This is a genomic window from Leucobacter sp., from assembly GCF_053528595.1.
Genome location: NZ_JAIVPF010000067.1, coordinates 15389 through 37190, shown reverse-complemented (window position 1 = coordinate 37190; position 21802 = coordinate 15389). Strand labels below are relative to the sequence as shown.

The following is a 21802-nucleotide window of genomic DNA, read 5'->3' as shown; positions in this document are numbered from 1 at the left end:
CGCGCTGGACGTGCCCCGGTGCCATTCTGTTGAGAGTTACAACCCGAGACTTGGGCCGTCGCGATGAGGTGTGCTGTGGTCGAGGGGGCCGCGCGAAGGGCTGCTGAGTTTTCGGGCGCGTTCCTCGCGGGCGAGGCGCGCCTGTTCTGCCGCTTCGCGCTGCGCCTTGATCCTCGCTGCGGCCTCCTGCACCGGTAGCTCGCGCAGGCGAGCGGCTTCACGGCGTGCCTTGGCTGCGGTGTTGGCAGCTTGTGCGGCCTCGCGGTCGGGGTGGGTGAGTTCGTAGCGTAGCGGGTCGCGCCGCACGAGCTCGGCCCCGAGGATGTCGGCGAGCAGTCCGCGACGCTCCTGACGGTGGCGCTGCTCCAGAACTGCTCCGTTTTCTTGCGCGGTCTGGGCGGCCTGCTGCGCTTCGACCACGCGCGGGTCTTGCTCGGTGATCCGTTCGGCTGCGCGGGTAGCCCACGCGGGCAGTTCGCTGCTCGTGTAGAGGAGCGCGCCCCAGCGGGTGCTAATCCTGGTGCGGCTTTCGTCCGCGCGTTCGCTCGAGGTACGGTGTTCTTTGCGCGCGGCACGCTTTCCGAGCCTCCCAACCGTGCTGAGCCGATGCCGGGCGGCGGCTTCTCCGCCAATGGTCGCGAGATGGTCAGCACCCTCCTTCCGAGCGAGCATGACGAGCGGCCCTTGAACCTCGGCGCGTACCCGCTCGACGGTGCCGGTCGTGGCCTGAATCACGGCGGCTTGCTCGTCGCTCTCGGCCTGCTGGCGAGCCTGCTGCTGGTCGAGCCGTTGCCCGATGCGCTCCCAGGCCGCCGCCCGACGTTCGGCTTTCTCCGCGTCCTGTACGAGTTGCGCGACGCGAGTGTTCACGAGCTTCACAGGGCCGTCGTTCACCAGCCCGCGCACGGCCTCCGCCGCCCGTTCGGTCGCGTCCGCGAGGCCACGGTCCGCCCGGTCGCGTTCTATCGCCTCGATGAACAACGCTCGCGCGTCCTCGGTACTGTCGGCGATGATGTGCAGGGAGTTCTCGCCCTTGCCTCGGGTCATGCCGACATAGACGGCTGCGCCGTCGATCCCGTCGGCGAGGATCGTGTGCGATGCCGGAGCAGTGATGCCCTGCACGCCGTAGGCGGTCGCTGCATAGGACAGGTGCGCGTGCTCGCGGATGTAGTCGGCGGGCAGACGGCGCGTGTGCTCGCGGCTTCTCGTGTCGTTGGCGTCGCGCACCCATGCGGTGCCGTCGGCGTCCATGTGCTGCACGATCCACTGTTGCCGGTTCGCGACCCCCAGCGCGGTGTCGTTCTTGCGGGTCTGGATCAGGTCACCCGCCCCGATGCTCAGCCCGTCGCTGCCGGTCGTAGTCGTCGCGTCGTCGACGAGGCCTTGCGTGAGCCGTTCCGCGCGGATGCGGTCGTTCACTTGCGCCGCGTCCTCGTTGGATGCGACCGTGATCGCTTCGCCCTCGCGGGTGTTCTTCGCTAGGTGCTCGCGCAGTTCGTCGCCGTCCGCGTGCAGACGGATCAGCCCGAGCCGGTCGAGCTGGTCGAACACTTCGCCGGGGTTGCGTCGGTCGCGCATCCGCACCGTCAAGTCGGCGTACTCGGGATCGGTGAAGCGGTGCACCTCGGCCATATCGAAGGTGCGGCCCCTGATCTGTGCCGCCATCTCGAGCACCCCGCCGCGCCCGACAGCGGCGAGCTGCGCACGGTCGCCCACGAGCGCGACGGTTGCGCCTGTCTCTTTCGCGACTGTGAGGAGAGCGAGTGCAGTGTCTTGGTCGAGCATCCCCGCTTCATCGACCAGGATCCGATCACCACGGCGCAACCTTGCCGCCTGCGACGGGCCACTGTAGGCCGCGCCGGTCTCCGGGTCGAAGTCACCGACGGCGAGGCGCGTCCATGCGCCGTCGTCATTCCAGCGGTAGCCGTAAGTGTGGACGAGCTTTGCGACGGAGGCGGCCGGTACGCCGAGCTCGTCGTGCGCGACCTGCGCGGCGCGCTTCGTCGGCGCGAGCACCCGTACTCTGCGGCCCCGCTCCCGCGCCGCCGCTATCGCTGTCGCGAGCATCGTGGTCTTGCCCGCGCCCGCGGCACCCTCCACGATCACCAGCGGATCGCTGGACGCGACTGCCGCCGCCGCATCAAGCTGGCCGGGGTCGAGCCGCTGCCCCAGCCCAGCGGCGACCGAGGCCACGTCCGGGTAGCCGCGCTCCCGATCCGGGGTATGCGTCGTGAGCAGATCGCGCAACTCGGTTTCCACCTGCACCACGCGCACGCTCGTCAAGTGCGCCACATGCTCCGGCGTCGGCGCACCAGGTGGGAGGATCGAGAAGCAGTCCTCGAGTGCAAGCGCCGTCGCCATCCGTACCAGTTCGCGCACCTCTGCCGGGGCCCCGCGCAACCCATGCTCGGTGATGATGCGGGTTGCGTGCTCTTGCACGTCGTGGCGCGTCCACGCCGACGATGCAGCAGCGCAACGATCCAGTGCACGCGATGCAATCTCCTGCACCGAAAGATCATCCGAGCGTGCCGGCGCACTGACGGGCGTGTGCACGAGCTGGTCGGGGTCGTAGCCGGCCTCGCGCAACTCGGCCAGCCATGCGGCCTCTTCGCGCAGGGTCGTGGGCTTCTTCGCGGGCCGCTCGTACGCCCACGCCTTCGCCGTCAACCGCGACGAGACGACCGGCCCCATCGCCTCACCAGGGTGCGCAGCCTCCCACTCCGCTTCTAGTCGTTCCAGGTGCTTGCGCACCTGTTGGCCGCGCTTGCTCATCAGATCGTTGAACTGCTCAAGCTCGGCAGCCTCACCGGTCACCGGGTCGAGGGTGAGGCCGTACCGATCCAACACTGCCGCAAGCTCGGGGCTCGCAGCGATCACGGCGGTGCCGAGGGCGCGGATCGCGCCTTGCTGCTTGAAGATCGCCGCCGTATCCAGCGCCCACCACCTCCCAGCCGCCCACACCCTCGTGCCGACCTGCATATGGATGTGCCGGTGGGGGTCACCGGCTCGGGAAGTGCGGTGCGTGATCCCGACGACCTGCATTTGCTCAACCGGCACGATTTCCTGTTTCCCGCGCGGCCCGACGCGAGTGACGGAGTGCTGGGCGAGCCAGCGTTGAATCTCGGAGAGGGCATCTTGCTGGGCAGCGTCGAGCGCGTCGGAGATTTCCGGGTGGAGCGCTGCGGCTATCGAGAGGGATTTCGGGGCGTTGATGACCATTTCCGCGAACCGGGGCGACCCCCGACGATCCGGCCCCGGTACGCGCGGCCTGCCCATCTGCTCTCCGGTGTCGGGGCTGATCCAATCCACCCATCCCGCGTACTCCTCCGAAGAGAGGTCGCGGCGGCTGATCGCCACCCCGCTCGCGTCGAGCACGGTGTAGCTGATGTCCGTCGCGTCGCCAAGGTAGTAGTCGTCCGCGCGAGAGCGGTCGGCCTCGACATAGCGCATGGCATCGGCCCCGGTACCACGGAACAGAACCACACCGCCCTGCATTTCAACTCCGATCTAAGATGACTGCTGTCATCGTAGCATACGTCCATTCGGAAGAGAAGGGGGCTGTGGGGGCGAGAGCGTGCGCGTTGTGGTGATACGTGCGTTGATCTGGGGATGCTAGAGGTTGGCTGGTTCAGGGGTGCAGCAGGATTGCGTTGGGTGAAGCTCGATCATGGCCGGTGTTGATGTTGCGGGCGGCGTGAAGCACGAGGTGGCCTCTGCGTCGTCTCCGGCTTTCCCGTGTTCGATGCCGGTCGCGAGCCCTTGCGAGGGTGCTTCGCATGAGCCGCCGTCGGTGGAGCAGACGCCGGTCTCGGGGAGGGAGAGTTCGACACGGGTAGCGGCCTCGTGGTCGCCAGCGATCGCCGCGACCACGGAACGTGCCTGCTCGTAGCCAGTGGCAAGCAGGAAGGTCGGCGCGCGTCCGTAGCTCTTCATGCCGACGATCGTGAAGTCTGGTTCGGGGTGCGCGAGCACGGCGGCTCCGTGTGGGGGCACGGTGCCGCAGGAATGGGAGTTCGGGTCAATCAGCGGGCCGAGCTTTACCGGGGCTTCGGTGATGGGGTCGAGGTCAAGGCGCATCTCACGCAACATCGCGAGGTCGGGGCGGAACCCGGTAGCCGCTGCGATCGTGTCAACCACCACGCTCTGCGTGCCGTTGGAGCCGTCAGCATCGACGCGCACCTGGTCACCCTCGGGCGTGAGCCGGGTGATGGTGAAGTCCTTGAGGAAAGTGATCTGACCGGTGTCGACGGCTTCCTTCAATCGAGTGCCGAGCAATCCACGGGCGGGGAGTTCGTCGGCAGCACCGCCGCCGAAGAGCCTGCGTGCCGAGCGCCCCCGGATGCCCCAGATGATCTGCGTGTCAGGCTCATTCTCAGCGAGGGTGACCAAGGAGAGCAGAGTATTCGCGGCGGAGTGCCCCATCCCCACTACGAGGGTGGTCTTACTTGCGAAGCGGTTGCGATCCTTGCCGAGCACGTCAGGGAGCCCGCCTGCGAGATGCAGCGCGCAGGCATCCTCTCCGATAGCCGGGAGTCCATTCGCGCCGAGCGGGTTTGGCGTTGTCCAGGTGCCAGAAGCGTCGATGACCGCTGCCGCCGGAATGTCCTCGACACCAGTCGCAGTCTCGACACGAACGAGGAGCGGGTGCCGGGTGCGTCCGAGGGTCTGCATCTTGTCGATGCCTTGCCGAGTGACCGCGGTCACGCGCGCACCCGTGCGGATATGCGGCGCGAGGTCTGGCGTCTGGGCGAGCGGTTGGACGTACCGGGCGACGAGTTCAGCACCGGTCGGGTTCGCATCCAGTGCTGGGGCTTCCCAGCCGTGGCGTTCGAGGAGACGCCGCGAAGCAGCGTCGATGTTGTACTCCCACTGGGAGAACAGGGCGACATGAGCCCACTCGCGGATTGAGGCACCGACCTGCGCTCCTCGTTCGAGCACGAGCGGTGTCAGGCCGCGTTCGATCAGATGTGCAGCGGCAGCGAGCCCGACCGGGCCTGCACCGATCACAACAACGGGATGGTTCGCGGATGGTGCGGGCATGACGGCTTCCTCCTAGCGGCGCGCGGGTCGGGCTCGGTGAACGTTCGATGAACTCGTCCGTCGCGTGATGTGTTCCACTTGCAAGCCTGCCCGTTGTATCGAATAATGTCAATATAGGTAATCATCGAATCAACACTTAGTGGTGTTCAAGCAGGTCGGAGTTTCAGGGAAATGACTACAAGCAGTGTCGGTCTCGTGATCGTCGGGTCCGGCCCGGCAGGGTACACAGCCGCGGTCTACGCGGCCCGGGCGGGGCTTGCTCCCATTGTTATTGCCGGCGCGGTGACCGCCGGCGGCTCGCTCATGACGACCACTGAGGTGGAGAACTTTCCGGGCTTCACCGATGGTGTGCAGGGTCCGGACTTGATGGAGGCGATGCGGGCGCAGGCTGAGCGGTTCGGCGCGCGCATCCTCTACGACGACGCGACCAGTCTTGACCTCGCAGGCGAGGTCAAGACGATCGAGACTGGCTCGGGTGAGACGTTCCGCTCCAGCAGCGTGATCCTTACCACCGGTTCTGCCTACCGCAAGCTCGGCCTCACCGAGGAAGAGCGCCTCTCCGGTCATGGCCTGTCGTGGTGCGCCACGTGCGACGGCTTCTTCTTCCGCGAGAAGGAGATCGCGGTCGTCGGCGGCGGAGACTCCGCGATGGAAGAGGCGCTGTTCCTCACGCGCTTCGCGTCGAAGGTGACGATCGTGCATCGCCGCGACGAGTTCCGGGCGTCGAAGATCATGGCCGAGCGCGTGCTCGCCGACCCGAAGATCGAGGTCGCCTGGAACAGCGAGGTCGCCGAACTCATTGGTGAGAACGCTGTCGAAGAGCTTCGGCTGCGAGATACGATCACCGGTGCTGAGCGCATTCTTCCGGTCTCCGGTGTGTTCGTCGCGATCGGCCACGACCCGCGCTCGGAGCTGCTGACCGGTCAGGTCGATCTCGACGACGAAGGATATGTGCTCGTCAATCATCCAACCACCGCGACGAACCTGCCGGGCGTATTCGCCGCAGGTGATCTCGTCGACCGCCGCTACCGTCAGGCAATCACGGCATCCGGAACCGGCTGTGCCGCCGCCCTCGACGCCCAACACTTCCTCGCCGGCCTTTCCGCCGACGAGACCGAGACCAAACTTCTGGAGGTATCCGCATGAGCGCGACCATCACCGTTACCGACGCCACGTTCGAGGCCGAGGTGATGCAGTCCGAGATTCCCGTTGTGGTTGACATTTGGGCGACCTGGTGCGGCCCGTGTAAGGCGATCGCCCCGATCCTCGAAGACCTCGCCCGCGAGTACGACGGCCAGGTGAAGATCGTGAAGCTCGACGCGGACGCGAACCCCGAGACTGTGATGGCTGCAGGGGTCACGTCGATCCCGACCCTCGGGTTCTACCGCGCAGGTGAACGCGTCGACGTACTGATCGGGGCGAACCCCAAGCCCGTGATCGCGGGCAAGATCGATGAGCTGATCGCATGAGCACCGCAACACAGACTCGCGCGAAGCCGGCGAAGCTCTCCACCCTCGACCGGTGGCTGCCCCTCTGGATCGGCCTCGCCATGGTCGCGGGCCTGCTCCTCGGCCGGTTCATCCCCGCGCTCTCCGACGTGCTCGCGCACATGGAAGTCGGCGGCATCTCGGTGCCGATCGGCCTCGGCCTGCTGATCATGATGTACCCGGTGCTGGCGAAGGTGAGGTACGACAAGGTAGCCGCCGTCACGGGCGACAAAAAGCTCCTCGTCTCCTCGCTCGTCCTGAATTGGATTGCAGGGCCTGCTGTGATGTTCGTGCTCGCGTGGGTCTTCCTGCCCGACCTGCCCGAATACCGTACCGGGCTCATCATCGTGGGGCTCGCGCGCTGCATCGCGATGGTGGTCATCTGGAACGACCTCGCCTGCGGTGACCGCGAAGCCACCGCCGTACTCGTCTTCATCAACTCGGTGTTCCAGGTCGTCGCGTTCTCGCTGCTCGGATGGTTCTATCTCACCGTGCTGCCGGGCTGGCTCGGCCTCGACTCGCAGGGCCTCGACGTCTCGATCGGGCAGATCGCCGTCAACGTACTCGTCTTTCTCGGCGTGCCCCTCGCGGCCGGGTTCCTCACTCGCTTCTTCGGGGAGAAGGCGAAGGGCCGCGACTGGTATGAGGCGAAGTTCATCCCCGTCATCGGCCCGTTCGCCCTCTACGGTCTGCTGTTCACTATCGTGCTGCTGTTCGCGCTCCAGGGTGAGGCGATCACCTCGCAGCCGTGGGACGTCGCCCGCATCGCCCTGCCGCTGCTGGCCTACTTCGCGATCATGTGGTTCGCCGGCCTCCTCCTCGGCAAGGGCATCGGCCTGAACTACGCCCGCTCAACCACCCTCGCGTTCACTGCGGCCGGCAACAACTTCGAGCTCGCCATCGCTGTCGCCATCGGCACCTTCGGTGCAACGAGTGGCCAGGCTCTTGCGGGTGTTGTCGGCCCGCTCATCGAAGTGCCCGTGTTGGTTGGTCTCGTCTATGTCTCGCTCTGGGCCGCCCGCAAGTGGTTCCAGACTGATCCCTACGCTCCCCAGTCCACTCCCATCGAAGCGAGGACGTCATGACGAACACCGAGACAATGCTGACCGACCGAAGCTGCCCGCCCGGCAACTCGCACGCAATGGGGGCCGAGGCCGCAACGACGATCTCTGCCACGTTGAAAGCGATTGCAGACCCGCTGCGGCTCCGCATGCTTTCCGCGATCATGACCGACCCTAGCCACGAATCGTGTGTGTGCGACCTCGCAGAACTCGCCAACGTTTCTCAACCGACGGTGTCTCATCATCTCAAGGTGCTCAAGGAGACTGGGCTCCTCCTCTCCGAACGGCGTGGCACATGGGTGTACTACCGAGTCGATCCGACTCGCCATCAGGCGGTGCTCTCACTCATGGAAGGGTTCGCACCCGCCGCCGTGCACCCCGACCTCAGAGCCTCTGATGCTGACGCTGATCCCCAAGCGAAGAGCGATCTCGATACGCGAGTCACTCACCTCGCGCAGGAGCTGGCGGACGAGCAGCCCGATCTCGACCGTGACTTGGTGTTTGCCGTAGTTCGGGAATCTCACGCAAGCCTGGCTCGTACTGCACGCGTGACGCAGCACCTGATCCCACTGACGGAACGATTCGCTCGGCAGCGACTCGCGGACATCTCGCGCGATCGTGCCGTCGATAAGCCACAAGTCCTCTTCGTATGCGTCGCTAACGCCGGACGGTCGCAGCTGGCCGCCGCGCTGGTGAACCGCCTCTCTGAGGGTCGCGTGGTCGCGCGCTCCGCAGGGTCGGCTCCGGCCGGAGTGATTCACCCGCATGTCCGATCGATCCTTACCGAGATCGAAGGTGACGGAGCAGAGGACAGGTTCCCGAAACCGCTCACGGACGACGCCGTGCGCGCAGCTGACGTCATCATCACCATGGGCTGCGGAGACGTATGCCCGATCATTCCGGGCGTACAGTACGAGGACTGGGCGGTCGGGGATCCCGCACTTGCCTCTCCAGAGGGCGTCAAAGCGATCCGCAATGACATCGAGAACCGTGTGCGTGATCTCCTCGCCACACTTCAGGCTGATAACACGAAAGTAGAGAACTAGACCATGACCGTACCTCATGCCACCGTGCTGTTCGTCTGTGTCCATAACGCTGGCCGCTCCCAGATGGCCGCGGGCTTCCTGCGGCACCTCGCGGGCGACCGCATCGACGTGCGCTCCGCAGGTTCGATCCCTGCCGAACAGATTAATCCCGTCGCCGTCGAGGCGATGCGTGAGGTCGGTATCGACATCACCGCCGAACAGCCGAAGGTGTTGACCACCGAGGCTGTGCAAGCCTCAGACGTGGTGATCACCATGGGCTGCGGCGATGCCTGCCCGTTCTTTCCCGGCAAGCGCTACGAAGACTGGAAACTCGACGACCCTGCTGGTCAGGGCATCGAAGCGGTGCGTCCGATCCGCGACGAGATCAAACGCCGTATCGAAACCCTCATCGCCTCACTCGACCTCGTGACAGATGAGGCGGCCAGCGCATGACCGCTTCGGTGCTCTTCGTTTGCAAGAAGAATGGCGGCAAATCGCAGATGGCCGCCGCCCTCATGCGTCACTTGGCCGGCGACGCCGTTGACGTGTACTCGGCAGGTACCGCCCCCGGAGAGGCGCTGAACTCCCTGTCCGAAGCCTCCATCGTCGAGATGGGTGCAACGATGACTGGCGAGTATCCGAAGCCGATCGACGGCGAATTGCTCCGCGCCGTCGACCGAGTGATCGTGATCGGTAACGAAGCGGTGGTCGAAACTGTGCCTGGTATGCGAGGCACTATCGAAACCTGGCACACCGACGAGCCTTCCACCCGCGGTATCGAAGGAGAAGCTCGAATGCGTCTCATCAGAGACGAACTCAACGAGAATGTTCGCGCACTCTACGACCAACTCGTGAAATAGTCACGACCTACGACTTCAGTTCGACCGCAGCCCCGCCCTCCAAAGATCCTGGCACAGACCAGGAGGAGGTGCGGGGCTATTCGTGTTCTCACGCTCTTTTAGCGCCTACCCCTTCAAAACTGCGTCAGATATTCCTTCCCGGTTCACCCTTCGTTCACATAGATGAGTTTCTATGGATATGTAGATAGATGATCGTCTATCTATGAGTGATTGGAAGATCACGTCGACCAATACCCGAAGCTCGAAATCTCGAAGGAAAGTGGAATCGTGAAGATGAAATCCATTCAGCGCACCGCGCTCGTAGTGGCAGCGTTCGCTACGGCACTGACGCTCAGCGCATGCGGCGGCCAGCCGACCGGCAACGAAGGTGGGGACTCCGAATCCGGTAGCGCAGCTGGCGCCGTCAATACGGATGGTTCGTCGACTGTAGCGCCTTTGACGGAAGCCGCAGCCGACCTCTTCCGTGAGGAAGCTCCCGACATCAACGTCTCCGTCGCCACCTCGGGCACCGGTGGTGGGTTCCAGACCTTCTGCGCGGGTGAAACCGACATCTCGAATGCGTCGCGCGCGATCTCGGACGAAGAAGCTGCCGCTTGTGCAGATGCCGGTATCGAGTACACCGAGATCATCGCCGCGAACGACGGCCTTTCGGTGATTCTCAATATTGAGAACGACTGGGCGGACGACCTGACGGTCGAGCAGCTCAATAAGATCTGGGCTCCGGAGTCGGAAGGCACGATTACGAACTGGAACCAGGTAGATCCCAGCTTCCCCGACCAGCCTCTCGTGCTGTTCGGCGCAGGCACCGATTCGGGAACTTTCGACTACTTCACCGACGCGATCAACGGCGAAGAGGGCGCAATTCGTACCGACTACAGCCCTTCTGAAGATGACAACATCACCATTCAGGGCGTGAGCGGCGATGTCGGTGCCATTGGCTTCTTGGGTCTGAGCTACGTTGAAGAGAACGCGGATGTTATCAAAGCAGCCGCAGTAGACGGTGTCATGCCGAGCACCGAGACGGTGCAGGACGGAACCTACACGCCCCTCGGTCGTCCGCTGTTCATCTACGTCAACAATGCGGCATACCTCGAAAATTCCGCTGTGAAGTCGTTTGTTGATTTCTACGTCGAGAACTCTGCAGCGATCTCAGAGCGTGCACTGTTCGTTCCTCTCACTGAGGATCAGGTTGTGACGGCAACGGAAGAACTCGCGTCGCTCGGTTAGACCTCGCGCTGAAGAAGATACCTTCATGACTCTCACTACTGAGAAGCCGGGGAGCCTACGCATTCGCGAGGCTCCCCGTGCGTCGAGCCAGTTCGCCCGGCGCTCCCGTCCGGGCGAACTGGTCATACGATTGCTGCTGCGTCTTGCTGCGGCACTCACCGTCATCACGACACTCGGCATTCTCGTCGCGCTCATCGTTCCCTCGCTGGAGTTCTTTGCCGAAGTGCCCATCGTCGAGTTCCTCTTCGGCACCCGGTGGGCACCGAGGTTCGCGAACGCATCCTTCGGCGTGCTCCCGCTCGTCACGGCGACGCTTTGGACGACCGTGATCGCGCTAGCCGTCGCAGTTCCTTTCGGGCTAGGTGCAGCGATCCTGCTCTCTGAATACGCCAAACCCACGATGCGCAAGGTACTGAAGCCAGTTCTTGAGGTGCTCGCGGGGGTGCCGACCGTGGTGTACGGCTTCTTCGCGCTGCAGTTTGTGCAAACCACCGTGTTCCGTGAGTGGCTACACCTACCGACTGGAGCATTCAGCGTGCTGGCCGCGGGCCTCGTCATGGGTGTCATGATCATTCCGACCATCGCATCCATATCTGAGGATGCAATGTCGGCCGTGCCGAACAGCCTCCGGCAAGGCAGCGCGGCACTCGGCGCGAATCGGATGCAGACCACGCTCCGAGTAGTTTTCCCAGCAGCGCTTTCAGGCATTGTTGCCGCTGTGGTGCTCGGCATTTCACGCGCCGTCGGCGAGACGATGATTGTCGCAATTGCTGCCGGTAGCCAGGCGCAAATGGTCACTAGCCCGCTCGACCAAGGCCAGACGATGACTGGTTTCATCGCGAATGCAGCACTCGGTGACTCACGTGTCGGCAGCATCGAGTACAACACGCTCTTCGCAGTCGGTCTGCTGCTGTTCCTCATTACGTTGCTGATCAACTTCATCAGCAATCGCATTGTCCAACGCTTCCGGGAGGCCTACTAATGAAGGCAACCAACGTCACAGCCGGTGCTAGTTCCGCGACTCATCGCCCGCTAGCAACTGGGAAGAACGGCGAGCTGCGCCCCACCGCACTGGCCTTTCTGCTCCTTATCTGGCTCGCCCTGTTCGTCGCTCTTGCTGTACTCGCCACTCTGCTGGTCACGATTGTGATCTCAGGGCAGGGGAAGTTCACAAGCAACCTTTTCACCGCCTTCCCCTCGGCAGACCCAGAGACAGCAGGCGCGAGGCCGGCCATTCTCGGTTCGATCTGGGTAATCTGCACGACCGCAGTGCTGACGCTGCCGATTGGTATTGCTGCGGCAGTTCACCTTGAGGAATTTGCGGATCGCAAGAAGTGGTACAACAAGCTGATCGAGCTCAACGTGCAGAATCTCGCCGCCGTCCCGTCGATCGTGTACGGACTCCTGGCACTGTCGTTTCTCACGTTGCTCGGAGTTACTAACAAGAACATCGTTATCGGCGGCGCGCTGGCACTGACTCTTTTGATCCTCCCGGTGATCATCATCTCCACTCGCGAAGCGCTTCGAGCAGTTCCTCAGGAAATTCGACAGGGATCGCTAGCTTTGGGCGCGACACCTTGGCAGACAACATGGCGGCAGGTTCTACCGTCCTCGGTGCCCGGTATCGCCACGGGCTCGATCTTGGCGCTCTCGAGGGCGCTCGGAGAAGCGGCCCCATTGCTCGTGCTCGGTGCACTTGTCTACATCACTTTCGATCCGAATGGATTGCTCAGTGGCTACACGACGCTGCCAATTCAGATCTTCAACTGGACTGGCCGACCTCAAGAAGGCTTCCATGCACTCGCTGGTGCCACCAGCGTGCTCCTCCTGCTCGTTCTCATCTTGATGAATGGCCTCGCCATTTTCATCCGCAACAAGTTCCAGAAGCGATGGTAATCATGACTACTGATGCTCAAACATCTGCCACAATCCATATCCAGCATGCTGTTCAGGAAGCGCCCGACCCGCTCGCTGATGATTCAGGAATCATTAGCTGCCAGGACGTCAATGTGTATTACGGGGATTTTCGAGCCGTGACCGGTGTCAATCTCGAATTCCATCCGAATGAGATCACCGCACTGATCGGACCTTCCGGCTGTGGAAAATCGACGCTACTGCGTTCCCTCAACCGCATGAACGATCTCGTTGACGGAGCACGTGTCGAAGGCAGCGTCCTCTTCCAAGGCGAAGACATGTACGGGAAGGACGTCGACCCGATTGAAGTTCGCCGCCGCATCGGCATGGTCTTCCAAAAGCCCAACCCGTTCCCGAAGTCCATCTACGACAACATCGCCTACGGCCCCCGTGTCACCGGCATGAAAGTCGACTCGATGGATGATCTGGTCGAAGAAGCGCTTACCCATGCGGCTTTGTGGAACGAGGTCAAAGACAAGCTCAAGCAATCTGCATTCGGGCTCTCTGGTGGTCAGCAACAGCGCCTATGCATTGCCCGGACCATCGCGGTGCAGCCCGACGTGATTCTGATGGATGAGCCCTGCTCGGCGCTGGATCCGATCGCGACCTCCCGTATCGAAGACCTCATGAACGAGCTCAAGCGTGACTACACCATCATCATCGTGACGCATAACATGCAGCAAGCGGCCCGAGTCGCAGACCGTACTGCGTTCTTCACCGCGCTCGCCGACGACACCACTGGTGACCGAACCGGGGTTTTGGTGGAATACGATCGCACCTCTCGGCTGTTCGATAACCCGGCAGACCCACGAACCGAGGACTACATCAGTGGGAAGTTCGGATGAGTGTCGTCGAGCATGGCCTTACCCGTTTCGTAGTGTTGGCTAGCGATCCAAAGCAAGTTCGCGGTACCCGTTCCGAGTTTCTGCATTTCGGATTCCCGATCACCCGCCATGAAGACCCGCTTGAGGCGCTGACGGATCTCGCGCATGACCCGCATGCAGCAATGATCGTTGTGGCGGAGCGCGACGACGATTGTGACCATACGGAGCGGCTGCTGGAGTTGGCCTGTGCAATACCAGGCCGTGCTGTGTTCCTGGGAGTGCTTGATGGCTCACCCCGGCGACTCACGACGGCAGCCGTGCGGTCTGGAGTGCATGGTTTCCTGCCGCTTCCCCTCACGCCGAAAACCCTTCACCTTGCACTTTCTGCCCAGCCCATTATTGACTCGGGCAGTGAGGTACACTTCGGTGACCTCGTCGTACATCTGGACGAGCAGAGAATTAGTTGGAAGGGAACCTCACTGACGTTGGCGGTTGCGGAGTTCACCCTGCTCTGGCACATTGCTCGCGCATATCCAGATTCCGTTTCGCTAGAAATGCTCGCAGCGGCCTACGGAGAGACCCAGAGCGACCGACGAGCGACAGTGCGCCAGGCGATCGCCCGGTTGCGGAGAAAGTTGCGAGAGATCGATCCGGCGGCGGACTTCATCCAAACGGTGCAGTTCGCGGGCTACACCCTCTCTGCTTAGCCCATTTCAGTGAGAAGCGACCTGACCCTGTCGCCGATCTCGTCGCGAACGCGGCGAAGCCCCACTTCATCGAGCGTCAGCGGGTCGTCCAACTCCCATTCAAGGTATCTCCGACCGGGAAATACCGGGCATGCGTCCCCGCATCCCATCGTGATCACATAGTCGGCAGCGCGCACAACTTCATCGGTGAGTGGTTTTGGAAACTCGCCCCAGACGGGGATTCCAATCTCGTCCATGGCTGCTATGACACGAGGATGCGCTTCAGAGGCGGGGGCAGATCCTGCCGTTCGGACGTGCACACGATCTCCCGCTAAATGCCTGAGGAAGGCTCCAGCGATTTGCGATCTGCCAGCGTTCTGCACGCAAACAAAAAGTACCTCAGGCGAGCTGTGTAATCTGAGCCCCTGAACGGAAGCGAGTGCCTCTAAACGATCCGCCGCGTACCGTGCGGTCAGAATCATCAGGTGCGTACGGACGTTGGCGCGTTCGCTCAATAGAAGGAAACTCTCAACCACATACCTCGACACCGTTTCCGGATTGAAAGTGCCCTGAAACCGATAGGCGAGGTCTTGGATGATCGTCGAAACGGCCGGTGGAAGCGCAACCAAGGGAGGGGTGGGGTCTGCCTGTGCCGGTGGCAACTGACCGGAAAGAAGCCGCCCGAACCTCACCCACGCGTCGGCTGTCAAATGAGGTTCCCCGGCATCAATCTCAATAAGCAAACCCGCGGCCACGAGCACGCCGATTCTTTGGCCGAGCTCGGTTGACTCGACACCAAGTAGTGCCGGAAGCATCGACGGCTTCGTGTCTGCGGCGAGATCGCTCATGATCCGGAGATTCACTGGATCGCTCAGCACTGCTGCCTGTCGTGCGCGCTCATTTGCCGAGTTGACGTCGAGCGGTAGGCGAATGCGTCGTACTGAGCCCGACTCTGTCATTGCAATAGGTCTTCGATCGCGGCTCGTCGGGATTCCGAAATCGAAAGCCATACGAGTTTCCCGTCAGGCGATTTCTCCAAGTAGTCATCCGCCACAAGAATGTGAACGTGATGCGTGACAGTCGGCTGACGCAGATCCAGCAGTTCCGCGAGTTGCCCGACTGTCAGTCGTTGGTCTTGGCTATTGAGCACCGCACTCAAGATCTGCAATCTCGTTGGGTCGGCTACTGCGCGAAGCGAACGTGCCAAGTCTTCGGCGGATTCTCTGCGCAGCGGTAAACCACCAAAATCATTCAGAGCTGCGCTTTCGACCATAGAAGATAGTCTATACGAGTTGACGTTGTGCGAATGGGGCGCATGGCACTGGCATCAGAGGTAAGGAACACATAGGGCAGCAGGCTACCGTGCGTCCGCAGTTTTGTTGCCAGAACAAGTTCCGTGACGGCGGTAACGTGGCAACATTCTGGCAACGAACGCTGACAACGAGACTGTTAGCGTCGCACGTCACGCACTCGGAATCGTTGAAACCACAGGCCGAAACTGGGTCGGCTACGCCGTTCCGGGAGAGCTGATTCCCCTCTCACGGCGGTAACGCGGGTTCGAATCCCGCTGGGGTCACCGGAAACAGAAGCCTCACCTTCGGGTGGGGCTTCTGTCGTTTCGGGGAGCGTGCGTTTCGGAGGGTGCGCGCCTCTCCGCCGGTACCCCTCCCTGCGCGCGTCAGTAGCTGCTGCCTCGCCTCCGGTTGAGCGACATCTACTGACGCGCGAACGCGGGCGGGCCGCCCGAGCTGCGCGATCCGGCGCCTGGAGCGGCTGCAACAGGATCCCGTCCGCACCTGCTGGTCGATAGTCCGAGGCGGGCCACCGCCCGAGTAAGCTGGAGACGGCCAGTCCCAGCACGAAGAGGAGCGTTCAGTGACCCGCACCATCAAGCTCGCCGTCATCCCGGGTGACGGCATCGGACCCGAGGTGATCGAGCAGGCGAATCGTGTGCTCGACGCGGTGCTCGCGGGCGGCGACACGACGCTCGAGCGCACGGAGTTCAAGCTCGGCGCGGAGCGCTACCTGGAGACCGGCGACACGCTGCCCGCCGAGGAGCAGGCCGAGATCGCGGCGCACGACGCGATCCTCTTCGGCGCGGTCGGGGGCGCCCCCAACGATCCGCGCCTCAAGCACGCCAACATCGAGCGCGGGCTGCTGCTGAAGCTGCGCTTCGACTTCGAGCACTATGCGAACGTGCGCCCCTGCACGCTGTTCCCCGGCGTCGAGTCGACCCTCCGGAATCCGGGAGAGTTCGACTTCGTGGTGGTGCGCGAGGGCACCGAGGGTCCCTACGCGGGCAACGGCGGGCGCCTCCGCCCCGACACCGCGAACGAGGTGGCGACCGAGGTCTCGGTCAACACGGCCTTCGGCATCGAGCGCGTGGTGCGCTACGCCTTCGAGGCCGCGCAGAAGCGGCCCCGCAAGAAGCTGACCTGGGTGCACAAGACGAACGTGCTCGTGCACGCGGGCGCCACCTGGCAGCGCATCGTGCAGGCCGTCGCCGCCGAGTACCCCGAGATCGCGGTCGACTACATGCACGTCGATGCCGCGACCATCTTCATGGTGCAGGATCCCGAGCGATTCGACGTGCTGGTGACTGATAACCTGTTCGGTGACATCCTCACGGACCTGGCCGGCGCCATCGGCGGCGGCATCGGGCTCGCGGCCAGCGGCAACATCAATCCCGACGGCTCGTTCCCGAGCATGTTCGAGCCCGTACACGGATCTGCGCCCGACATCGCGGGGCAGCAGAAGGCGGACCCGACCGCGGCGATCCTCTCCGCGGCCATCATGCTCGACCACCTCGGCCTCGCGACCGAGGGCGATCGCGTGCGCGACGCCGTGCGCGCCGACCGCGCCTCGCGCGGCGACGCCCGGCGGGCCACCGCCGAGATCGGCGACGCCGTGATCGCGCAGCTGCCCCCGCGCGGCGCCTGAGCGCCCGGCACTCCACCTCGAGAACCCTCCGACGCAAGAGAGCGAACCCATGACTGACCTGGCCTTCACCCGCACCGAAGCCGACCGCTTGCCCGCCGCGGAGCGCGACGCGATCCTGCGCGATCCCGGCTTCGGCAACCACTTCACCGATCACATGATCTCGATCGTGTGGACCAAGGACGCGGGGTGGCACGACGCCGAGGTCGTGCCGTACGGGCCGATCCCCATGGACCCGGCGTCGTCCGTGCTGCACTACGGACAGGAGATCTTCGAGGGGCTCAAGGCCTACCGCCGGCCCGACGGCTCGATCGTGACCTTCCGCCCGGAGGCCAATGCGCGCCGCCTCAACGAGTCGGCCCACCGGCTCGCGCTGCCCGAGCTTCCCGAGGAGGTCTTCGTGCAGGCCATCCGGGAGCTCGTGAGCGTCGACGCCGACTGGGTGCCGAGCGGGCAGGACCAGAGCCTCTACCTGCGTCCGTTCATGATCGCCGACGAGAACTTCCTCGGCGTGCGCGCGGCCGAGCGCGCCCGCTTCCTCGTCATCGCGAGCCCGGCCGGCCCCTACTTCAGCGGTGGCGTGAAGCCGGTGTCGATCTGGCTGTCGCAGGATCTCGCCCGTGCGGGCCGAGGCGGCACGGGCGCCGCCAAGTGCGGCGGCAACTACGCGGCGTCGCTGCTGCCGCAGCGCGTCGCGGCCGAGAACGGCTGCCAGCAGGTGCTGTTCACCGATTCCGCGACGGCGGACACGATCGACGAGCTCGGCGGCATGAACCTGTTCCTGGTGCGCGCCGACGGCACGCTGCTCACTCCGCAGCTCAACGGCAACATCCTCGACGGGGTCACCCGGCGCAGCCTGATCCAGCTGGCGAAGGATCGCGGCCACGCGGTGGAGGAGCGGGATCTCACCGTCACCGAGTGGCGCGAGGGCGCCGCGGACGGCACCATCACCGAGGCGTTCGCCTGCGGCACCGCCGCGGTCATCACCCCGATCCGCCGGCTGAAGGGCGAGGGGCTCGACATCGACTTCGGCGACGGCGCGCCCGGTGCCCTGACGATGTCGCTCCGGGAGGAGCTGACCGGCATCCAGAGCGGCATCCGCGAGGACCGGCACGGCTGGCTCGAGGTGCTCGTCGGCGCGAAGGCGGCGGCGTGAAGGTCGCGCGCTTCCAGTACGACGGCGAGATCTCCTTCGGCGTCCTCGATCGGGCAGAGAGCGGCGACGGCGTCGAGCTGGTCGAGCTGGCCGGAGATCCCATGATCGCCGGCTTCGACACGACCGGCCGGCGCATCCGGCTCGAGGACGCCCGGCTGCTCGCCCCGGTGATCCCGCGTTCGAAGGTGGTCTGCGTCGGCAAGAACTACGCCGATCACGTCGAGGAGATGCAGGCGGAGACCGGCGGGGAGACCCCCGAGGAGCCGCTGCTCTTCCTCAAGCCGAACACCGCGGTGATCGGTCCGGGGGAGCCGATCGTGCGGCCCGCGATCTCGGATCGCGTGGAGCACGAGGGCGAGCTCGCCATGGTGATCGGAGCCGTGACGAAGGACGTGCCCGAGGAGGACGCGCTGAAGCACGTCTTCGGGTTCACCTGCGCCAACGACGTCACGGCCCGCGACCTGCAGATCAAGGACGGGCAGTGGACCCGGGGCAAGGGCTTCGACACGTTCTGCCCGCTGGGGCCGGTGATCGAGACGGATCCCGATCTCAGCGACGCGCTCGTGATCACGCGTGTCAACGGCGAGGTGCGCCAGGAGGGCAGCACCGCTCAGCTGATCCACTCGCTCGCTCGCATCGTGGCGCACGCCTCGCAGGCGTTCACGCTGCTGCCGGGAGACGTGATCCTCACGGGCACGCCGGCGGGAGTCGGCCGCCTGGAAGCCGGCGACACGGTCGAGGTGGAGATCGAGGGGATCGGGATCCTGCGCAACCCGGTGCTCTGACCCCGGACGGCCGGGCTCGGGGCCCGGGATCCGCGTCCCCGGTCGTTCGCCGTAACAGGGCGTGTCGCGCAGCGGGACTGTGCCACACTGGAACCCCGCGAGAAGGGCAGGTGGCGGAATGGCCGCAGACTCCACCCGCGCGCCGAGGTTCGGTGTCGAAGAGGAATTCATGCTGCTCGACGCCGGAACGGGGCTTCCCCGCGACGGCGCCGACGAGCTGATCGCCGCTCTGCCCGGTCTGCGCGCCGAGCACGAGTTCTTCCACTGCCAGCTCGAGACGGCGACGCCCGTCTGCGCGACGGCCGACGAGGCGCTCGAGTCGCTCGGGGAGTTCCGGGCCGCGGCCGCCGCCGCGGCCGAGGACGCGGGACTGGTGCTCGCCGGGACGGGCCTGCCGCCCATCGGGGGAGATGCGCCGGGCCGGGTGGTCGGGAAGTCCCGCTACCTCGAGATCGCCGAAGCGGTGCGGGGGTCCGTCTCCCGGTACTACTCGACCGGCGCCCATATCCACGTCGAGGTGCCGTCGCGGGATGCCGGGGTGCAGGTGATCGCCCGCTTCGCCCGCTGGTCGCCCGTGCTCGCGGCGCTCGCGGCGAATTCGCCTCTCCACCTCGGAGAGCGGACGGGCTACGCGAGCTGGCGCTACCTGCTCACCCAGCAGTGGGCCACATCGGGCTATCCGCCGGCCTTCGCCGACGGCGCTGAGTACGAGCGCGTGGTGAGCGGCCTCGTGCACGCCGGCGCGCTCGTGGACACGGCGCTCGTGAACTGGGCGATCCGGCTCTCGGAGCGCTTCCCCACGATCGAGCTGCGCACCGCCGACACGCAGCTGCACTCCGAGGACGCGGTCGCGCTCGCGCTGATCTTCCGCGCCCTCGCCGCTCGCGCGCTGCGCGAGTACGAACTCGGCGAGACCCCGGCCCATCCGCAGCCCGATCTGCTGCGGGGTGCGCACTGGCGCGCCGCCCGCGACGGCGTCTCGGGCGAGCTCTTCGATCCCATCGAGGGGGAGCCGCGACCGGCATTCGAGCTGGTCGACGCCATGATCGGGCACGCCGCTGACGAGCTGGCCGCCGCCGGGGACGCGGAGCTCGTGACCCGCTTCGTCGAGCGCCGCCGGCGCGACCGGGGACCCGCCGAGCGGCAGCTCGAGGCCTGGGACGCGCGCGGCATCGACGGCCTCCTGGCGCTCTACCGCTCGGGGTCGTAGCACCGCGTGCCGGCCCGCGGCTCCGGGGCGTCGGGCGCGCACACGATCCGTCGCCCCCGACCCTCGTGGCCGAAGCGGTTCTCGGCTACTCTCGGAGGAAGCGGGGACGCGGCTGCGAAGGAGGAGCCAGAGTGGCGAGCGAGTGGCGCGCACTGCGCAGCGGCGAGTCGGCGCGCGAACGGCGTCGGCGCCTCGCGCAGGCGCACGAGGCCTTCGTCGCGGGGGCGGTGTCGGCCGACGATCCGGGCTCGCTCGAGCGATTCGCGGCCCAGGCCGAGCTGCGACCGGTGGTCGTGGAGTCGTGGCTGCGATCGCAGCAGCGCACGATCGATCCGTTCCGCGCGCCGGAGCAGCCCGCGCTCAGCGACGAGGAGCTGGCCGAGCTGCGCCGCATCCACCCCATCGCGCGGGTGCTCCCCGTGGTGCAGCGGCTCCTCTTCGAGGAGGCGGGGGACTCGGGCCTCATCGTGGCCGTGGGGGATGCGGCCGGACGGCTGCTGTGGCTCGACGGGGATCGGGGGCTGCGCGCGCGGGCCGAGGACATGGGGTTCCGCGCGGGCATGGACTGGTCGGAGGCGGCGGTGGGCACGAGCGCACCCGGCAGCGCGCTGGCCCTCGACCACGCGATCCAGGTGCTCGGGGCCGAGCACTACAACCGCGCCGTGCACCAGTGGAGCTGCACCGCCGCTCCCGTGCACGACCCGGCGAGCGGGGCCATCATCGGCGTCATCGACGTCACCGGCGGCGACGCCGCGGCCTCGCCGCACATCCTCCCGCTCGTCGAGGCGACGCTCGCCGCGGTCGAGGCCGAGCTGAAGCTCGAATCGCTGCGCGCCCTCATCGAGGCCGAGCGGCCGGGGCGGGCGGTGGCGCCGGATCCGCGGCGCCGGGCGCCGCGCCTGGTCGTGCTCGGGCGCGAGCCGGCGCTCCTCGAGCACGACCGCGGCTCCGCGGTCGCGTCCGGTCGGCACGCCGAGATCCTGCTCGCCCTCGCCGCCGCGCCGCAGGGACTCGGCGCGGCCGCGCTCGCCGAGCAGGTGTACGGCGCCGCGGGCTCCGAGCACACGCTGCGGCCCGAGCTGGTGCGGCTGCGCAGATGGCTCGCCCAGCAGGGCGCCGGGATCGACCTGCTGTCGCGGCCGTACCGCCTGAGCCGGCAGCTGCGGGTGGACGCCCTCGAGGCGCTCGAGGCGCTCGGCCGCGGTGCGCACCGGCTCGCCCTGGCCGCCTACGAGGGGCCCGTGCTGCCGGGGTCCGCGGCGCCGGCGGTGGAGGGTCTGCGCGCCGAGGTCGACGCGACGCTGCGCGAGGCGATGCTGCAGTCGGCGGCTGCCGAGCCGCTCTTCGACTACGCGCAGAGCTGGGCTCCCGACGACGCGCAGGTCTGGGAGACGCTGCTGCAGGTGCTGCCGCCGCTCTCCCCGAAGCGGGCGCGCGTCGTCGCGCGGCTGGAGCAGCTCGCGCGCGAGCGCTGAGCCGGTGCGCGCCGACGCGGCCGACCCGCTCCCGAAACCTCCGTGCAACCTCCGTGCAACGGTGCGGGGCGTAGCGTCGGGATCGCCGGACCGCAGCGGCGGGCCGGCCCCGACA

Annotated in this window: 20 protein-coding genes; 16 read left to right on the top strand and 4 right to left on the bottom strand. The window is 65.6% G+C overall.

What is annotated here, in order from left to right; all coding sequences use genetic code 11:
• Positions 1 to 36: 36 nt before the first annotated feature.
• Together mobF and ACWKZU_RS14030 are read right to left on the bottom strand one after the other, a co-directional pair.
• On the bottom strand, positions 37 to 3495 hold the full coding sequence (gene mobF, locus ACWKZU_RS14035; RefSeq protein WP_449282953.1) for a MobF family relaxase: 3459 nt from the start codon (positions 3493 to 3495) through the stop codon (positions 37 to 39).
• Between the two features lie 117 nt (positions 3496 to 3612).
• Positions 3613 to 5040: an FAD-dependent oxidoreductase gene (locus tag ACWKZU_RS14030; protein ID WP_449282952.1), complete on the bottom strand. Its 1428-nt coding sequence runs from the start codon at positions 5038 to 5040 to the stop codon at positions 3613 to 3615.
• Positions 5041 to 5211: 171 nt separating this feature from the next.
• On the opposite strand from ACWKZU_RS14030, the gene trxB reads away from it, so the two are divergent.
• The 11 genes from trxB to ACWKZU_RS13975 all read left to right on the top strand — a co-directional run bounded on the left by trxB (position 5212) and on the right by ACWKZU_RS13975 (position 14145).
• Positions 5212 to 6186: a thioredoxin-disulfide reductase gene (gene trxB, locus ACWKZU_RS14025; RefSeq protein ID WP_449282951.1), complete on the top strand. Its 975-nt coding sequence runs from the start codon at positions 5212 to 5214 to the stop codon at positions 6184 to 6186.
• Positions 6183 to 6509, top strand: coding sequence for a thioredoxin (gene trxA / locus ACWKZU_RS14020; protein WP_449282950.1), 327 nt, complete (start codon positions 6183 to 6185; stop codon positions 6507 to 6509). Before trxB ends, trxA begins: the two co-directional genes overlap by 4 nt.
• Positions 6506 to 7612 carry an ACR3 family arsenite efflux transporter gene (gene arsB, locus ACWKZU_RS14015; RefSeq protein WP_449282949.1) on the top strand — a complete coding sequence of 369 codons (1107 nt, stop codon included), beginning with the start codon at positions 6506 to 6508 and terminating at the stop codon, positions 7610 to 7612. Before trxA ends, arsB begins: the two co-directional genes overlap by 4 nt.
• The gene (locus ACWKZU_RS14010; RefSeq protein WP_449282948.1) at positions 7609 to 8634 is read left to right on the top strand and encodes a metalloregulator ArsR/SmtB family transcription factor; all 1026 of its coding nucleotides are present in this window, start codon (positions 7609 to 7611) and stop codon (positions 8632 to 8634) included. Before arsB ends, ACWKZU_RS14010 begins: the two co-directional genes overlap by 4 nt.
• 3 nt (positions 8635 to 8637) lie before the next feature.
• Entirely contained in the window at positions 8638 to 9066 is a 429-nt protein-coding gene (locus tag ACWKZU_RS14005; protein WP_449282947.1) for an arsenate reductase ArsC, read from the top strand.
• Positions 9063 to 9473 (top strand): arsenate-mycothiol transferase ArsC, encoded by a 411-nt coding sequence (locus tag ACWKZU_RS14000; protein WP_449282946.1) that lies wholly within the window; start codon positions 9063 to 9065, stop codon positions 9471 to 9473. The genes ACWKZU_RS14005 and ACWKZU_RS14000 overlap by 4 nt, the downstream gene beginning before the upstream one ends.
• A 273-nt stretch (positions 9474 to 9746) precedes the next feature.
• Positions 9747 to 10700: a PstS family phosphate ABC transporter substrate-binding protein gene (locus tag ACWKZU_RS13995; RefSeq protein ID WP_449282945.1), complete on the top strand. Its 954-nt coding sequence runs from the start codon at positions 9747 to 9749 to the stop codon at positions 10698 to 10700.
• Between the two features lie 25 nt (positions 10701 to 10725).
• The gene (pstC, locus tag ACWKZU_RS13990; RefSeq protein WP_449282944.1) at positions 10726 to 11682 is read left to right on the top strand and encodes a phosphate ABC transporter permease subunit PstC; all 957 of its coding nucleotides are present in this window, start codon (positions 10726 to 10728) and stop codon (positions 11680 to 11682) included.
• The gene (gene pstA, locus ACWKZU_RS13985; RefSeq protein ID WP_449282943.1) at positions 11682 to 12596 is read left to right on the top strand and encodes a phosphate ABC transporter permease PstA; all 915 of its coding nucleotides are present in this window, start codon (positions 11682 to 11684) and stop codon (positions 12594 to 12596) included. The genes pstC and pstA overlap by 1 nt, the downstream gene beginning before the upstream one ends.
• A gap of 89 nt (positions 12597 to 12685) precedes the next feature.
• Entirely contained in the window at positions 12686 to 13459 is a 774-nt protein-coding gene (gene pstB, locus ACWKZU_RS13980; protein ID WP_449282964.1) for a phosphate ABC transporter ATP-binding protein PstB, read from the top strand.
• The gene (locus tag ACWKZU_RS13975; protein WP_449282942.1) at positions 13456 to 14145 is read left to right on the top strand and encodes a winged helix-turn-helix domain-containing protein; all 690 of its coding nucleotides are present in this window, start codon (positions 13456 to 13458) and stop codon (positions 14143 to 14145) included. The genes pstB and ACWKZU_RS13975 overlap by 4 nt, the downstream gene beginning before the upstream one ends.
• On the opposite strand, the gene ACWKZU_RS13970 is transcribed toward ACWKZU_RS13975, so the two are convergent.
• Both ACWKZU_RS13970 and ACWKZU_RS13965 read right to left on the bottom strand, forming a co-directional pair.
• Entirely contained in the window at positions 14142 to 14972 is an 831-nt protein-coding gene (locus ACWKZU_RS13970; RefSeq protein WP_449282941.1) for an arsenate reductase ArsC, read from the bottom strand. The genes ACWKZU_RS13975 and ACWKZU_RS13970 overlap by 4 nt on opposite strands.
• A gap of 107 nt (positions 14973 to 15079) precedes the next feature.
• Positions 15080 to 15397: an ArsR/SmtB family transcription factor gene (locus ACWKZU_RS13965; RefSeq protein WP_449282940.1), complete on the bottom strand. Its 318-nt coding sequence runs from the start codon at positions 15395 to 15397 to the stop codon at positions 15080 to 15082.
• Positions 15398 to 15999: 602 nt separating this feature from the next.
• On the opposite strand from ACWKZU_RS13965, the gene ACWKZU_RS13960 reads away from it, so the two are divergent.
• The 5 genes from ACWKZU_RS13960 to ACWKZU_RS13940 all read left to right on the top strand — a co-directional run bounded on the left by ACWKZU_RS13960 (position 16000) and on the right by ACWKZU_RS13940 (position 21687).
• A complete protein-coding gene (locus tag ACWKZU_RS13960) occupies positions 16000 to 17064 on the top strand; it encodes a 3-isopropylmalate dehydrogenase (protein ID WP_449282939.1) in 1065 nt (354 codons plus the stop codon).
• Positions 17065 to 17113: 49 nt separating this feature from the next.
• Positions 17114 to 18217, top strand: a complete 1104-nt coding sequence (locus tag ACWKZU_RS13955; protein WP_449282938.1) for a branched-chain amino acid aminotransferase — start codon at positions 17114 to 17116, stop codon at positions 18215 to 18217.
• Complete coding sequence (locus ACWKZU_RS13950; protein WP_449282937.1) at positions 18214 to 19002, top strand: fumarylacetoacetate hydrolase family protein; 789 nt, start codon at positions 18214 to 18216, stop codon at positions 19000 to 19002. Before ACWKZU_RS13955 ends, ACWKZU_RS13950 begins: the two co-directional genes overlap by 4 nt.
• Positions 19003 to 19120: 118 nt before the next feature.
• Positions 19121 to 20212: a carboxylate-amine ligase gene (locus ACWKZU_RS13945; RefSeq protein WP_449282936.1), complete on the top strand. Its 1092-nt coding sequence runs from the start codon at positions 19121 to 19123 to the stop codon at positions 20210 to 20212.
• A gap of 131 nt (positions 20213 to 20343) precedes the next feature.
• A complete protein-coding gene (locus ACWKZU_RS13940) occupies positions 20344 to 21687 on the top strand; it encodes a hypothetical protein (RefSeq protein ID WP_449282935.1) in 1344 nt (447 codons plus the stop codon).
• Positions 21688 to 21802: the final 115 nt, after the last annotated feature.

Excerpts from the sequence above, each read along its gene's own strand:
- mobF (WP_449282953.1), bottom strand. The coding sequence starts at position 3,495 with ATGCAGGGCGGTGTGGTTCTGTTCCGTGGTACCGGGGCCGATGCCATG.
- ACWKZU_RS14030 (WP_449282952.1), bottom strand. The coding sequence starts at position 5,040 with ATGCCCGCACCATCCGCGAACCATCCCGTTGTTGTGATCGGTGCAGGC.
- trxB (WP_449282951.1), top strand. The coding sequence starts at position 5,212 with ATGACTACAAGCAGTGTCGGTCTCGTGATCGTCGGGTCCGGCCCGGCA.
- trxA (WP_449282950.1), top strand. The coding sequence starts at position 6,183 with ATGAGCGCGACCATCACCGTTACCGACGCCACGTTCGAGGCCGAGGTG.
- arsB (WP_449282949.1), top strand. The coding sequence starts at position 6,506 with ATGAGCACCGCAACACAGACTCGCGCGAAGCCGGCGAAGCTCTCCACC.
- ACWKZU_RS14010 (WP_449282948.1), top strand. The coding sequence starts at position 7,609 with ATGACGAACACCGAGACAATGCTGACCGACCGAAGCTGCCCGCCCGGC.
- ACWKZU_RS14005 (WP_449282947.1), top strand. The coding sequence starts at position 8,638 with ATGACCGTACCTCATGCCACCGTGCTGTTCGTCTGTGTCCATAACGCT.
- ACWKZU_RS14000 (WP_449282946.1), top strand. The coding sequence starts at position 9,063 with ATGACCGCTTCGGTGCTCTTCGTTTGCAAGAAGAATGGCGGCAAATCG.
- ACWKZU_RS13995 (WP_449282945.1), top strand. The coding sequence starts at position 9,747 with ATGAAATCCATTCAGCGCACCGCGCTCGTAGTGGCAGCGTTCGCTACG.
- pstC (WP_449282944.1), top strand. The coding sequence starts at position 10,726 with ATGACTCTCACTACTGAGAAGCCGGGGAGCCTACGCATTCGCGAGGCT.
- pstA (WP_449282943.1), top strand. The coding sequence starts at position 11,682 with ATGAAGGCAACCAACGTCACAGCCGGTGCTAGTTCCGCGACTCATCGC.
- ACWKZU_RS13975 (WP_449282942.1), top strand. The coding sequence starts at position 13,456 with ATGAGTGTCGTCGAGCATGGCCTTACCCGTTTCGTAGTGTTGGCTAGC.
- ACWKZU_RS13970 (WP_449282941.1), bottom strand. The coding sequence starts at position 14,972 with ATGAGCGATCTCGCCGCAGACACGAAGCCGTCGATGCTTCCGGCACTA.
- ACWKZU_RS13965 (WP_449282940.1), bottom strand. The coding sequence starts at position 15,397 with ATGGTCGAAAGCGCAGCTCTGAATGATTTTGGTGGTTTACCGCTGCGC.
- ACWKZU_RS13955 (WP_449282938.1), top strand. The coding sequence starts at position 17,114 with ATGACTGACCTGGCCTTCACCCGCACCGAAGCCGACCGCTTGCCCGCC.
- ACWKZU_RS13945 (WP_449282936.1), top strand. The coding sequence starts at position 19,121 with ATGGCCGCAGACTCCACCCGCGCGCCGAGGTTCGGTGTCGAAGAGGAA.